Source organism: Streptomyces sp. NPDC059785, assembly GCF_042732375.1.
Lineage (GTDB): Bacteria > Actinomycetota > Actinomycetes > Streptomycetales > Streptomycetaceae > Streptomyces.
Genome location: NZ_JBHWHV010000007.1, coordinates 161601 through 175078, shown reverse-complemented (window position 1 = coordinate 175078; position 13478 = coordinate 161601). Strand labels below are relative to the sequence as shown.

The window sequence follows — 13478 nt, the reverse complement described above, 5'->3', positions numbered from 1 at the left end:
CCCCCATCACTGGAAGGAACCGCGTGTACTCTCCGCCGAGAACCGCCCGCGAAGGACTCGTGAGACGTGGCAGAGCCGCCGTCGTCCGCGCTCTCCTGCTCGCCCTGACAGCCGCCGCCGCGCTGCTCTTCGTACAGCCGGCCCCGGCGCAGGCCGCGACAGAGCATGAGATACCGGTCTCGGCGCAGGCCGCGACAGCGCGTCAGATACCGGTTCCGGCCGCGCCCATGGGCTGGGCGTCCTGGAACAGCTTCGCGGCCGTCATCGACTACGACGTGATCAAGGCGCAGGTCGACGCGTTCGTGGCGGCAGGTCTTCCGGCCGCCGGCTACCAGTACATCAACATCGACGAGGGCTGGTGGCAGGGCACCCGCGACAGCGGCGGCAACATCACCGTGGACGAGTCGGAGTGGCCCGGCGGCATGGCTGCCATCGCCGCCTACATCCACAGCAAGGGCCTGAAGGCCGGTATCTACACCGACGCGGGCAAGGACGGCTGTGGCTACTACTACCCGACGGGCCGCCCCGCCGCCCCGGGTTCCGGCAGCGAGGGCCATTACGCGCAGGACATGCTCCAGTTCTCCAAGTGGGGCTTCGACTTCGTGAAGGTCGACTGGTGCGGCGGCGACGCGGAAGGTCTCGACGCGCCGACGGCGTACAAGGCGATCAGTGACGCGGTGGCCGCGGCGACGGCGGCCACCGGCCGGCCGCTCACCCTCTCCGTCTGCAACTGGGGCAAGGCCAACCCCTGGAACTGGGCGCCGGGCCTGGCGCCGATGTACCGGACCAGCACCGACATCATCTACTGGGGCAACAGTCCGTCGACGGCCAACATGTTGTCCAACTTCGACCAGGCGCTGCACCCGCTCGCCCAGCACACCGGCTACTACAACGACCCGGACATGCTGATGACCGGCATGACCGGCTTCACCGCCGCCCAGAACCGCACCCACATGAACCTGTGGGCGATCTCCGGAGCACCGCTGCTCGCGGGGAACAACCTGGCCACGATGACGACCGAGACGGCGAACATCCTCAAGAACCCCGAGGTCATCGCCGTGGATCAGGACCCGCGCGGTCTTCAGGGCGTCAAGATCGCCGAGGACGCCAGCGGTCTCCAGGTCTACGGCAAGGTCCTGTCCGGCACCGGCAACCGTGCGGTCGTGCTCCTCAACCGGAGCTCCGCCGCGCAGAACATCACCGTCCGCTGGTCCGACCTCGGGCTGACCAACGCGAACGCGACCGTCCGCGATCTGTGGGCCCGCACCAATATCGGCTCGTACGGGACGAGTTACACCACCAGTGTTCCGGCCGGGGGTTCGGTCATGCTCACGGTGACCGGGGGCACCGAGGCGGCGAGCAGCACGTACACGGGTACGTCGGCCTTCTCCGGCGTGGTGTCCGGGAGCACCGGAGTGAAGACCGTAGACGTCGCCTACACCAACAACACCTCCGGTGCCCGCACCGCGACCCTCAAGGTCAACGGCCAGGGCCCGACGGCGGTCTCCTTCCCGCCCACCGGCTCCGCCCAGGGCACGATCTCGGTCCAGGTCGGTCTGTCCAAGGGCTCCGCGAACACGCTCACGTTCACCGGCGCGCCCACGCTGGCGGACATCACGGTCCGCCCGCTGCCCGGAGCCAACAGCACACTCGCCGTCGGAACGGGCTCGGGCCGCTGCCTCGACGTCTACGACAACACCATCACCAACGGCACCCAGGCCGAGCTGTGGGACTGCAACGGCGGCCAGAACCAGCAGTGGACGTACACCGCGCGCAAGGAACTCGTTGTGTACGGCAACAAATGCCTGGACGCCTACAATCTCGGCACGACCAACGGCACCAAGGTCGTGATCTGGGACTGCAACGGCCAGACCAACCAGAAGTGGAACGTGGGCACCGACGGCACGCTCGTCAACGTCAACGCCGGCCTCTGCCTGGACGCCTACGGAGCCGGCACCTCCAACGGCACCCAGCTGGTCCTGTGGACCTGCAACGGCCAGACCAACCAGAAGTGGACGCTGAGTTAGCGGCCTTGGCGGAGGCGATGGGCGCTGTGACGCTCTGTCCGGCCGGAGGCGGCGCACGCTACGCTGTCCGGCGACCATCGCCAGGGCTCAGGGCTCAGGGCTCAGGGCTCAGCGGCGGCGTCGTCACTCGGGGGTGTCATGGTTTCCCGCGCTGAACATGAGACCGCCGCCGTGCGCAGTGAGTTGCAGAGCGCCAACACCCAGGCTTCCGTGGCCCTCGCCGTGGTCGCCGTCGCAGCGGGTGCCTTCGCCGATGATGTGGGTCAGCTGTTGCAGCACTCGTTGCCGGTCACCTTTCTCGCCGTCCCCGGCATCGCGTCCGTCGCAGGTGCCGTGTGGCTGCTTCTGAACGTCGTGCTGCCTCGGTTGGACGCGACCGGCGGCGGGAGTTTCCAGACCTGGGCGGAGTGCGACCGCGATCAGTTGCGCGATGCGCTGGCCGCCGACTACCACCTCGACGAAGTCCCGCCTGCCGCGCGGCCCGCCCGTCGGGCGAACGACGCGACCTTCGCAACACGCCCTAGCCGATCCGTTCGGCCAGGGCGACGATGATGCCTGCGGGGCCTCGGAGGTTGCAGAGGCGGTAGATGGTCCCGTACTGCGCCACCTCGCCGAGGAGTTCGGCGCCGTGGCGGCGCAGGCGGGTGATCGTGTCGTCGATGTCGTCGACGGCGAACATGACACGGTGCAGGCCCAGCGTGTGCGGCGGCGGGTCGAGCGGTCCGGCGGTGACCGCCGCGGGGGCGAGGAACTTGGTCAGTTCCAGCTTGCCGTGGCCGTCCGGGGTGCGCATCATCGCGATGGCGCTGCGGACCCCGTCGAGGCCGAGCATCCGGTCCGGGCAGTCCCCTTCGAGCTGCGCCTCGCCCTCCAGCTCCATGCCGAGCTCGGTGAAGAAGGCGACGGCGGCCTCCAGGTCGTCGACGACGATGCCTACGTTGTCCATCCGCTGAATCGTCACGGGGTGCTCCTTCTTCGTCTTCTTCGTCGCGCGGTCCGTTCGGACCGCTGGTACCCCGGGGACGGAGCCGGTGCCGCGTTCTCGACATCGGACGGTCAGGCGAGAGTCACCTCGACCGGCAGCTTCTTGTTGCCGTTGACGAAGTTGGAGCGGACCCGGGAACCGGGATACCGCCGAGCTTCGCCCCCGCGAGCTTCTCGGCTCCGGTGAGGGGTCGCTGGCCGGGCACGGACGCTCCCTCGGTCTCGCCGGGACCGCAGGAACCACACGGCCGGCCTCGCCCGAGGGATTCCGGGACATCAACGGCTAGGGAAGCTGAAGAGCCCGCACGGTGCTCGCATCCCGTGGGATGTCGTCGGGCCCGCCGGCTGTCGGACCGGGTGGTCAGCGGATGCTGTCGGCTGCCGAGACGCCGGTGAGTTCTTCGGCCTCGGTCCACAGGCGTGCCGCGGAGGTCTTGTCCTGGGCGCTGCGCGGAAGGGCGGTGGCCTTGGTCGGGCCGACCACCGCCCAACGGGGACCGTAGTAGCCGCCGGCTGTGGCGTCGGGGCTGGTGGCCGCGTACAGCAGGGGTTCTGTGCCCTGCTCCGGTCCCTGGGACGGCACGATCTTGTACAGCAGTGATTCCAGCAGGCCGGGCCGGCCGCCGTTCAGGGTCGGGCCCGAGGTCTGCAGGCTGGTACGGGTGTAGCCGGGGTGCGCGCCGGCCGACAGCAGGGGCCAGCCGTGCAGTGCCGCGAGGTCGGCGAGGTGCAGCATCATCAGCAGATCGGCGAGCTTGGACTGGGCGTATGCCCGGGTGGGGCTGTAGCCGTGCGTGGACTGCAAGTTCTCGAAGTCGATGCGTGCCCGGTTGGCGGTGCCGCTGCTCATCGTGGCCACCCGCGGGGCGGGAGCGGTCAGCAGCAGGGGCAGCAGTCGGACGGTCAGGGCGAACGGGCCGAGGAAGTTGCTGCCGAGCTGGAGCTCGAAACCGTCCGCGGTCTCGGTGCGCTGGGGCACGTTCATCACTCCGGCGTTGTTCAGCAGGAGGTCCAGTGGCCTGCCGTCGGAGACCAGCCCGGCGGCGAAGGCGCGGACCGAGGCCAGGTCGGCGAGATCCAGGTGGCGGACCTCCGTCCGGGCTCCGGGGTGTGCGGCCAGGATCTCCTTCCGGGCTTGTTCGCCCTTGGCCGGCGTGCGCACGGCGAGTACGACGTGGGCTCCGGCCGCGGCCAGCCGCTTGGCGGCCTCCTTGCCGGTGCCGCTGTTCGCGCCGGTCACGACGGCGAGTTTTCCGTGCTGTTCAGGGACCTGGTACATGACGCACCTCATTAAGTACTGCCGGTATCTTGTCTCCGCACCACAGTAACGGACCAGTGGTATCTAAGCAAAGTACCGCTGGTTTGTAACATGGGGAGGTGACCTTCCAACGTGCCCGCACCGACGAACAGCGCAGCGAGCGGCGACGCCAGATCCTGGACACCACGGCCGCGATGCTGACCGAGATGCCGGTCGCGAAGCTGAGCCTGAACGAGCTGAGCCGTCGCGTCGGTCTGGCCAAGGCGAACGTGCTGCGCTACTTCGAGTCGCGCGAGGCGGTCCTGCTCGACCTGCTCGACACCGAGACCCAGCACTGGATCGCCGAACTGGAGGAGCTGCCCGCGCCCGGCCCGGGCACCGCCCGCGAGCGCGGAGACCGGCTGGCCGCACTCCTGGCCACCTCGTTGGCGCAGCGGCCGGTCATGTGCGACCTGTTCAGCGCGCAGGGCGCGGTCCTGGAGCAGAACATCTCCACCGAGCTCGGCATCCGGCACAAGCACACGGCCCGCCAGTCACTCCAAGGTCTGGTCCGGCTCGTGCTGCGCCACCTTCCCGAACTCGGCCCCGACGCCGCCGCTGCTCTGGTGGAGTCGACGCTGCTGATGGCCATGTCGGCCTGGCAGTGCAGTCGCCCCTCGGAGGCGATGCTCGCGGTCTACGCCTCCGATCCGGCGCTGGCGGCCATGCGCCTGGACTTCACCGACCTGGTCCGCCGCACCGCGGCCGTCACCGCCTCCGGCCTGCTGGTCCGCCAGGGCGACCAAGCCGACGCCGCCCCCTGAGCGTCGACGACGTGTCCCCGGGAAACCTCGCGCGCTCCGTGACGGGACCGGCCCCGGTCCCGCCACGGACCCCTGGGTCAGCCGGGCAGTTGCCCCCGTACGATCCGGGCCGCCGCTACCAGGTTCTCCAGTGAGGCGCGGGTCTCGGGCCAGCCGCGGGTCTTGAGGCCGCAGTCGGGGTTGGCCCAGAGCCGTTCGGCGGGGATGGCGTTCAGGGCGGTGCGGAGCAGTGCGGCGATCTCCTCGGGGCTCGGGACGCGGGGGGAGTGGATGTCGTACACGCCGGGTCCGGCCTCGCGCGGGTAGCCGTGGGCGGCGAGTTCGCGGGCGACCTGCATGTGGGAGCGGGCGGCCTCCAGGCTGATGACGTCGGCGTCGAGATCGTCGATGGCCTGGACGATGTCACCGAACTCGGCGTAGCACATGTGGGTGTGGATCTGGGTGTCCGGGCGTACCCCGCCGGTGGTGAGGCGGAAGGCCTCGGTCGCCCAGGCGAGATAGGCGGGCCGGTCGGCGGCGCGCAGCGGCAGCGTTTCGCGCAGCGCGGGTTCGTCGACCTGGATGACCGAGGTGCCGGCCGCCTCCAGGTCGCCCACCTCCTCGCGCAGGGCGAGGGCCACCTGACGGGCGGTGTCGCCGAGCGGCTGGTCGTCGCGGACGAAGGACCAGGCGAGCATGGTGACCGGGCCGGTGAGCATCCCCTTGACCGGCCGCTCGGTGAGGGACTGCGCGTACGTCGTCCAGCGCACCGTCATCGGCTCGGGGCGGGAGATGTCCCCGGCCAGGACCGGCGGGCGGACGTAGCGGGTGCCGTAGGACTGCACCCAGCCGTGCTGGGTGGCGAGGTATCCGGTGAGCTGCTCGGCGAAGTACTGCACCATGTCGTTGCGTTCGGCCTCGCCGTGCACGAGGACGTCCAGGCCGGCCTTCTCCTGGAAGGAAATCACCTCCTGGATCTCCGCCCTGATCCGTTCCTCGTACCGGGCCGTGTCGATGCGGCCGGTGCGCAGGTCCGCGCGGGCGGCGCGCACTTCGCCGGTCTGCGGGAACGAGCCGATGGTCGTGGTCGGCAGCAGCGGCAGGCCCAGGCGAGCGCGCTGGGCGGCGGCGCGCTCGGGGTAGGGCCGGGAGCGGCGGACGTCGGCCTCGGTGACGGCCGCGGCTCGGGCGCGTACGGCCGGGTCGCGGGTGATGGGGGAGCCGGTGCGGGAGGCGAGGTCGGCCCGGTTGGCCGCGAGCGCGGCGGCGATGGTGTCGGTGCCCTGGGCGAGGCCCTTGGCGAGGGTGACGATCTCCCGCGTCTTCTGCCGCGCGAAGGCGAGCCAGCGCAGGATCTGCGGGTCGATGTCCCGTTCCGGCGCGGTGTCGAGGGGGACGTGCAGGAGGGAGCAGGAGGACGAGACGTCGACCCGGTCGGCCAGGCCCAGCAGGGTGCCCAGGGTGGACAGCGAACGCTCCAGGTCGTTCACCCAGATGTTGCGGCCGTTGACGACCCCGGCGACCAGCCGCTTGCCGGGCAGGCCGCCGACGGCGGCGAGGGCGTCCAGGTTGGCGGCGGCGGCCTCGGTGAAGTCGAGGGCGAGCCCGTCGACCGGCGCCTTGGCGAGTACCGGCAGCGCGTCGCCGAGCCGGTCGAAGTAGGAGGCGACGAGCAGCTTCGGCCGATCGGTGAGGGCGCCGAGTTCGCGGTAGGCGCGCGCGGCGGCGTTCAGCTCGGCACGGGTGCGGTCCTGTACGAGGGCGGGCTCGTCGAGCTGTACCCACTCGGCGCCCGCCGCGCGCAGGTCGGTGAACACCTCGGCGTACACGGGCAGCAGCCGGTCCAGGAGGGTGAGCGGGTCGAAGTCCGCGGCCACGCCGGGCGCGGGCTTGGCGAGCAGCAGGTAGGTCACGGGCCCGACGAGCACGGGCCGGGCGGTGAGGCCGAGTGCGAGGGCCTCCGCCAGCTCGGCGACCTGCTTGGCGGAATCGGCGGTGAAGACCGTGTCCGGGCCCAACTCGGGGACGAGATAGTGGTAGTTGGTGTCGAACCACTTGGTCATCTCCAGGGGCGCCACGTCCTGTGTGCCGCGGGCCATGGCGAAGTAGCCGTCCAGGGCGTCCGCCGCGACGGCGGCCCGGTGGCGTTCCGGGATCGCGCCGACCATGACGGTGGCGTCGAGGACGTGGTCGTAGTACGAGAAGTCACCGGTGGGGACCTCGTCGATACCGGCGTCGGCGAGCTGCCGCCAGTTGCTCCGCCGAAGCTCGGCGGCAGTGTCCCGGAGGACGTCGGCGGTGACGCGGCCCTTCCAGTAGCCCTCGATGGCCTTCTTCAGTTCCCGGTCGGGGCCCTGGCGGGGGTAGCCGTACACGGTGGCCCGTGCTGCCGCGCCTGCGGACTTCGCTGTCACGGAGATCTCCTTCGCGAGACGATTCCTGAGATCCCGGCGACGGGACGCGGGCGCGAAGGGGTGACGAACCGGACGGACACGGCCCCGCGCCGCAGCGGCGCGCTCGTTTCCTCCGGTGTGTACGCCGACCCGCCCTCGAGGTCACCGAGATGTCCGCGCACGGAGCGGTCCGCGCGCGGGCAGTTGGCAGGTCTTCGGACTCGCGGGCACGCCCTCCTGCTCGGAGGACACCTACTGGCCGTCGCTTCCCAGGCCCGGTACGTCGGACCCAGTGCGTATGACGGCGGTCGTTCCTGCTCACCGCTGCGGGGCAGTCCCGGATTCCCACCGGGTTCCCTCTTGCGACGCATCCCGTCTGGCGGACGGGGCGAACCAGCTGCGCGGACCACCCTACGGGGTGTTAGCCGCGCAAACAGAAGCCGTCCAGCATCCGGATGTCAGGTGAGAGCGGCAGCGAGGAGTCAATGCCCTCGCTCGAAGGCGGGAACATTCTCACCCGTCCGGATGCCTGCTCTCCAGGTGCGACCGGACGGGCACCCTTCTCCGTCCTAGCCTCGGTACCCGACCGACTGGGGGCTGAGCGATGACCCACACGACCGACGCGCACTACCAACAGCATGTCCTGCCGTACTACCGGACGTTCGGATCACGCTTCGGGTATGCGGCACTGCTCGGCCGTACGCGGCACTTCGGCTGGTACGAACCGGGCGATTCCCCCTGGGCGTTCGCGGCAGCCATACGGCGTATGGAACTCGTCGTGGCCCGGAAGCTGGCCCTGTCCCCGGCATCGTCGGTGCTCGATGCCGGATGCGGGGTCGGCGACACGGCGCGCACGGTCGCGAAGGAGAGCGGGGCGTACGTCACCGGGATCGACGGGATCGAGCCGGACGTCGCTCTCGCGCGTCAGCGGTCGGTCCGCACCGGCGAGCCGGGCCGGCACACACGTTTCCTCGTGGCCAACTACCACGCCCTCCCCTTCGCCGATGCCTCCTTCGACGGCGTCTACACCATGGAGTCCTTCGTCCACTCCTGCGACCCCCGGCGTGGGCTCGCCGAGTTCCTCCGCGTCCTGCGTCCTGGCGGGAGGCTGGTGATGTGCGAGTACTCGAGCACTCCCCAGGCCCGTCTGTCGCCGCAGGCGCGGTCCGCGCTGGTCAGGGTCTGCGAACTCTCCGGTATGCCAGGCATGCTCATGATGACCCACGGGCGACTGGAACGGCTTCTCCGGCAGGCCGGATTCACCGTCGATTCGGCCTACGACGCGACGGAGAAGATCCTGCCCATGCTGAAGTGCTTCTCCGTGCTCGGCCGTCTTCCCTACGCGCTCGCCTGCGGCGTGGGCCGCGGCGACAGCCTGGTCAACGCGATGAGCGGGGTGGAGATGTACCGGCATCAGGAGACGTGGCGGTACAACGTCTGCGTCGCCACCAAGCCATAGCGAAGGCCCGAGCCATGGCGAAGGCCCGAACCTCAGCGAGGGTCCAAGCCGTCCCGCGGCGCCGTCGACTCGCGCCAGATGGCGCGCGTCAGCAGGGAATCGTCCTCGGGCGCCGGAGTGCCGTTCAGCTCGGCGAGGAGACGCTGCACGGCGCGTTTCCCCAGCCGCTCGTGGTCGACGGCGACCGTGGTGAGCGTCGGCATCGTCTCCGCACCCAGGGGATTGTTGTCCCAGCCCGTGATGCTGAGGTCCTGCGGCACGGCAACATAGGGTCTGCATATGGATGATCAGGGGTGGGCCGGGGTGCGGGAGCGGGTTGCGGCGCTGAGCGTGGCCCCGGCGAACAAGGAGGTGTTCGGGTTCCGCGGGCACGGCTGGGTCCTGGAGGACCCGTTGGCCGAGGACGAGCTCGCGGAACTGGAAGCCCAGGTGGGCGCGAGGCTGCCCGCGGAGTACCGGGAGTTCCTGGCGCAGGTCGGCGCGGGGCCCGCCTACGGTCTCTTCCCCGTACGGCGCGTTCAGGGCCGCTGGTACCGGGACTGGCTCGACGAGGCCGAGCGCACCGTCCGGCAGCCGGCGGTAAGCAGCTGAGGTCGGCGATTCCTTGTGATCACACCGCCGTGGTGATCGTTCCCGTTCAGTCGGTGCCGGCGGTCGCCCGACCAACCGACACGGTGTGCCCGGCGGTCGACCGCAGGTGGTCCACGAGTGAGCCGGCGCCCCGGACGGCGAGGGCGACGGCGGTCAGCGTCGGGTTGCAGGCGGTGGCGGTCGGGATGACGTTGTTGCCCGCGACCCAGAGGCCCGGGGTGTTCCAGATCCTGCTGTGACTGTCGCAGACGCTGGTGTCCGTCGTCGACGGGGCCCAAGCGCGTCCGTTGCGCACGTAGTCGTGGGTGCGGCGCTCGGGCATGCCCGGCATCATCGGCAGCACCGGCTGGGACCGGTCCAGCGCCTGGATCTGCGACTTCTCGTCCACCGACAGCACCACCGCACCCCCGGGCGGGTTGAAGTACAGGCCCACGACGTCGTAGACCTTCTCCACGAACAGCGGGTCGGTGGACAGTTCGAAGGTGTCCGCCAGATGCGGCTCGAGCTGGAACTGCCGCCAGATCCGGCCCACCGTCGACTTCGGCAGACCACTGTGCTGTGCCATCGAGGTCCGCGACCAGTGGATGGCGTTCTTCGGCAGTTGTTCCAGCGTGGTGACCACCACCGCCTCCACCTGGTCGACGCTGATGGTGGGCGGTCGGCCCGATCTCGGCTCGCCGCCGGCCCGTCCAGCCGCTCGGCGAGGAAACGCCGCCGCCACTTGCGGACGGTGTCCGCGGTCACCCGCAACTCCCGGGCCACCGAGACGATCGGCGGCACCTCAGGCCCCGCACACGCGAGCACGATCCGCGCCCGCAGGGCCAGCGCCTGGGCCGATATCGCCCACGCCGTCGCGGGCGTCGGCTCCTTCTCCGGCTACCCGAGTTCACCGAGACGGAGGGCGTCCCTCATCCCGCTGAGCTTCGCAGTCGTCGCCGGGGTCCGCTCCTGCGCTTGTTCAGCGAGTCGGAGGGCATCGTCGATCTCGCTGAGCTTCACGGAGGACAGGACGGCTGCCCGCTCCAGCAGATCGTCCCGGGACACAGTGGTCAGCCAGGTGCAAGGGGTGAAGCCTGGACGCGGGAACGCGAGCCGCAGCACGCCTTCGAACGGCAGTCCTTCACCGGCGCCGACCGTCACTTCGATGCCCAGACCGCTGATGTCGACGCCCGCCGGAGCGACGACCTGTATCACCCGGATCCCGGACGTGTCGTTTCCCGACAGCAGTACGACCAACCTCCTCTCGTCGAACTGGACCCACCAGACTTCGCCACGTTGCACAAGTCCTCCAGACACGGGACGGCAGGCAGCCGCTGCGCGACCCTGACGCGCTGTGGAGAGCGGCGTGGTCACCGTTGATCATCGGTGTGTGAAGACTGAGAATCATGCGGTGGCCGCGGGTCACAGCGTAGACCCTGCCCGCCGGCAGGAGGCGTTCGAGGGCCCGATGAGCCGGACAGCGGGACGGTTCACGCGGGTCGAATTCCGGCGCCGGGACCGGAAGTTGCTACTTGGCCTGCCGTCGGGCCTGCCGCGCAAGAACTGCTGGATCATCGCCGAGTGGGCCGGGGACAGGACCCCGGACGGCATGCGGCACCTGCTCGGGCGGGCCGAGTGGGACGCCGACCAGGTCCGCGACGAGGTGGGTGACTACGTGGTGCAGCATCTGCACGACGACGAGGCGGTGCTGGTGGTCGACGAGACCGGCGACGTGAAGAAGTGCACCGGCACCGTCGGTGTCCTGCGCCAGTACAACCGCTGCTGTGTTCCCGCCGCAGTGCCGCCGACCACCCTGGTACGCGTCGCTGGATCAAGGAGGCGGGTCGAGGAGTTCTTGCAGTCCGGCAAGGGCCTGGCGGCCCTGGACGAGCATCAGGTCGGCCGCTACTCGTCCTGGTTTCGCTGGGCCACCCCGGCCATGCTCGCGCACGCCTTCCTCGCCGTCCTCCGCACGAACGAACGAACACGACCGTCACCCCGCTCCCGACGAGCTGATACCGCTCACCTGCGACGAGATCCGCAGAATGCTCATCACGCTCGTCAACCGGCCCGTCTTCGACCCTCTCCACCGGCTTGGCCGGTCCGTCTGGCGACGCCGCCGCCAGGCCCGATCCCGGACCAGCCACTACCGGCGACAAGCCGCTCAAGCATGAAGATCACGATCTATGGCTGGAGTACTGGAGCGGCGACGAGCCAGGAATGACTCAGCGTTTTCATACGATCCAACTTTTCACTCGTTGTGACTAGTTGGCGTTCTGAGTTGCCGGTGTCGGGCATCCGAGTGCTGTAACACCCCGGCCGCCCCCGTGAGGGCGGCGGAAGCTATCGGCGCGCGGCGTAGGCGTGAGGCCAGTGCCGTGCTGTCCGTGGTGCTGGCTGGCGTGTGTGCAGCGAGGCGTTCGGGTGCGTCGTCCTGGCGTGCGGAGTCTCCGGCCGGCAAGAGTCACTCGCTCTTCATCGAGCGTGTCATCTGCGGTGGTGAGCCGCACTCTGAGTGAGGTGGAAATGTTCGGATATCTATCGTCGAAGAAATACCGTTGCATCGCCTGGAGCGCGGCAGGCGCTGCCGTCGTCGCGAGTGCCGGCATCGTGGGGCAGACGCCGGTGGCGGCTGCGGACTGGCCGAAGCAGAAGACGTACACCGGCCAGGCTTTCGACACCTGTGCGACGCCTTCGAGGAAGGTCATGAAGGCGTGGAAGGGCGGCCGTTACGGCGCTGCGGCCGTGTACATCGGCGGCAGGAACCGCGCCTGTGCCCAGCCCAATCTCACCCGCTCCTGGGTGAAGTCGGTCCACTCCATGGGCTGGAAACTCATCCCGGTCTACGTCGGTGTCCAGCCGAACTGCAAGCCGGGCAGTGCCGGCAAGGCGCTCGCCGACTCCGCTGCCGCCTCCAAGGGTACGAAGGACGCGAAGGACGCGGTGGCCAAGACGTCGGCGCTCGGCATGAAGAAGGGCAGCCCGATCTTCCTCGACATGGAGCCGGCCGCCGGTACGAAGCCGTCGTGCAATGATCTTGTGCTGAAGTACGTTCGCGCCTTTACCAAGGAACTGCGGTCCAAGACCTACCGCGCCGGCTTCTACGGCCCCGCCGCCACCACGGCCAAGGCCGTTGCCACGGCGTCGAACCGGAAGGATCTGCCGGGCAACCTCTGGTACGCGCTGTGGAACAAGAAGAACACCACCACCGCCGACTGGCCGTACAAGAAGTCCCTGTACAAGAACCACAGTCGCGGTCACCAGTACATGAGGCACAGCAAGGAGACGCGGCGCGGCCACGCGCTCACAGTGGACCGCAACGCCTGGGACGCCCCGGTAGCCATCATCGGCTGACCAGGCCGGGCACCGGGCGTGACCCGCAGCGGAGGGCGCCCGCGTGAGGCGGGCCGCCGACCGCGGACACAGCCGGCCAGGAGCAGCGCGTTGCGACGGGTTGCGCCTGCCGGCTGCGGGCCGCTGTCACGGGGGCGACGCCTGTCGAGTCGGTCACCGGACACGGCAACTGTGCCAATCCACACGGAGAAGGAAGCCTTCCAAGGGGACGGCTCACGGCGGACGGAGTGCGCTAGTGGCAATCGGCGACGTCACCTACACCGACATGTTGTGCGGCCGGATCTCGTTCACCCAGACCGGCGACAGGACAGTGCGTATGGCGGGACAGTTCAACGAGGGCTTCGCCGACGCCGATGCGACGTCGTGCCTGCTCTACGCCGGCGAGGTGCCGCCGAAGGACCTCATCAGGGATCTCGGCGCCCGCATCATTCCTCCGGGGACGACAGAGTTCGAGGCGGACTTCGAGGACGTGACCATCGCCGACTTCACCGGCGTACCGATCCGGGTCTTCTGCGACAACGACATCATCGGCATCGGCGACCCCGCGGTACCGGCGGAGTAGGGCCGGGAGCGCGGACTGCCGAGCCGGGGCGCCCGCTGAGGTGCCGACAGGAGGAGCTTGCTCTTCGAGGCCTGGTCTCGAACGATGTT

Annotated in this window: 13 protein-coding genes, 2 pseudogenes and 1 riboswitch; of the genes and pseudogenes, 8 read left to right on the top strand and 7 right to left on the bottom strand. The window is 69.6% G+C overall.

Translation table 11 applies throughout. The annotated features are described in order from the left end of the window. The first annotated feature begins 23 nt into the window (after positions 1-23). Both ACFV6E_RS07985 and ACFV6E_RS07980 read left to right on the top strand, forming a co-directional pair. Complete coding sequence (locus ACFV6E_RS07985; protein ID WP_385459951.1) at positions 24-2027, top strand: ricin-type beta-trefoil lectin domain protein; 2004 nt, start codon at positions 24-26, stop codon at positions 2025-2027. 138 nt (positions 2028-2165) lie between these two features. Then, positions 2166-2579 (top strand): hypothetical protein, encoded by a 414-nt coding sequence (locus tag ACFV6E_RS07980; protein WP_385459949.1) that lies wholly within the window; start codon positions 2166-2168, stop codon positions 2577-2579. Here the strand turns inward: ACFV6E_RS07980 and ACFV6E_RS07975 are convergent. Both ACFV6E_RS07975 and ACFV6E_RS07970 read right to left on the bottom strand, forming a co-directional pair. Next, positions 2548-2988 (bottom strand): VOC family protein, encoded by a 441-nt coding sequence (locus tag ACFV6E_RS07975; RefSeq protein ID WP_385459947.1) that lies wholly within the window; start codon positions 2986-2988, stop codon positions 2548-2550. The genes ACFV6E_RS07980 and ACFV6E_RS07975 overlap by 32 nt on opposite strands. Positions 2989-3372: 384 nt before the next feature. Further along, entirely contained in the window at positions 3373-4290 is a 918-nt protein-coding gene (locus ACFV6E_RS07970; protein WP_385459946.1) for an SDR family oxidoreductase, read from the bottom strand. Positions 4291-4388: 98 nt separating this feature from the next. Between ACFV6E_RS07970 and ACFV6E_RS07965 the strand changes: the two genes are divergently transcribed. Then, positions 4389-5072 carry a TetR family transcriptional regulator gene (locus tag ACFV6E_RS07965; protein WP_385176380.1) on the top strand — a complete coding sequence of 228 codons (684 nt, stop codon included), beginning with the start codon at positions 4389-4391 and terminating at the stop codon, positions 5070-5072. Between the two features lie 77 nt (positions 5073-5149). On the opposite strand, the gene metE is transcribed toward ACFV6E_RS07965, so the two are convergent. Further along, the gene (gene metE / locus ACFV6E_RS07960; protein ID WP_385459944.1) at positions 5150-7465 is read right to left on the bottom strand and encodes a 5-methyltetrahydropteroyltriglutamate--homocysteine S-methyltransferase; all 2316 of its coding nucleotides are present in this window, start codon (positions 7463-7465) and stop codon (positions 5150-5152) included. A 181-nt stretch (positions 7466-7646) separates the two neighbouring features. Next, positions 7647-7842, bottom strand: a riboswitch (cobalamin riboswitch). Between the two features lie 206 nt (positions 7843-8048). Between metE and ACFV6E_RS07955 the strand changes: the two genes are divergently transcribed. Further along, complete coding sequence (locus tag ACFV6E_RS07955) at positions 8049-8903, top strand: class I SAM-dependent methyltransferase (RefSeq protein WP_385459943.1); 855 nt, start codon at positions 8049-8051, stop codon at positions 8901-8903. 32 nt (positions 8904-8935) lie between these two features. Here ACFV6E_RS07955 and ACFV6E_RS07950 read toward each other — a convergent pair whose 3' ends face one another. Next, a complete protein-coding gene (locus ACFV6E_RS07950) occupies positions 8936-9163 on the bottom strand; it encodes a substrate-binding domain-containing protein (RefSeq protein ID WP_385459941.1) in 228 nt (75 codons plus the stop codon). Between the two features lie 19 nt (positions 9164-9182). Between ACFV6E_RS07950 and ACFV6E_RS07945 the strand changes: the two genes are divergently transcribed. After that, entirely contained in the window at positions 9183-9494 is a 312-nt protein-coding gene (locus tag ACFV6E_RS07945; protein ID WP_385175814.1) for an SMI1/KNR4 family protein, read from the top strand. Positions 9495-9540: 46 nt separating this feature from the next. On the opposite strand, the gene ACFV6E_RS07940 is transcribed toward ACFV6E_RS07945, so the two are convergent. From ACFV6E_RS07940 to ACFV6E_RS07930, 3 genes and pseudogenes are all read right to left on the bottom strand, one after another. Then, complete coding sequence (locus ACFV6E_RS07940; RefSeq protein ID WP_385460031.1) at positions 9541-9789, bottom strand: GMC oxidoreductase; 249 nt, start codon at positions 9787-9789, stop codon at positions 9541-9543. Then, a pseudogene (locus ACFV6E_RS07935) lies at positions 9778-10384 on the bottom strand (IS630 family transposase); the annotation flags it as partial. The pseudogene ACFV6E_RS07935 and the gene ACFV6E_RS07940, both read right to left, overlap by 12 nt. Continuing rightward, the gene (locus tag ACFV6E_RS07930) at positions 10371-10775 is read right to left on the bottom strand and encodes a type II toxin-antitoxin system PemK/MazF family toxin (RefSeq protein ID WP_385459939.1); all 405 of its coding nucleotides are present in this window, start codon (positions 10773-10775) and stop codon (positions 10371-10373) included. The gene ACFV6E_RS07930 and the pseudogene ACFV6E_RS07935, both read right to left, overlap by 14 nt. Positions 10776-10941: 166 nt before the next feature. Between ACFV6E_RS07930 and ACFV6E_RS07925 the strand changes: the two are divergent. The 3 genes and pseudogenes from ACFV6E_RS07925 (at position 10942) to ACFV6E_RS07915 (ending at position 13389) form a co-directional block, all read left to right on the top strand. After that, positions 10942-11647: pseudogene (locus tag ACFV6E_RS07925) on the top strand (transposase). Positions 11648-11999: 352 nt separating this feature from the next. Then, positions 12000-12827 (top strand): glycoside hydrolase domain-containing protein, encoded by an 828-nt coding sequence (locus tag ACFV6E_RS07920; protein ID WP_385175825.1) that lies wholly within the window; start codon positions 12000-12002, stop codon positions 12825-12827. Between the two features lie 235 nt (positions 12828-13062). Continuing rightward, a complete protein-coding gene (locus ACFV6E_RS07915) occupies positions 13063-13389 on the top strand; it encodes a hypothetical protein (protein WP_385175809.1) in 327 nt (108 codons plus the stop codon). The last annotated feature ends 89 nt before the right edge of the window (positions 13390-13478 follow it).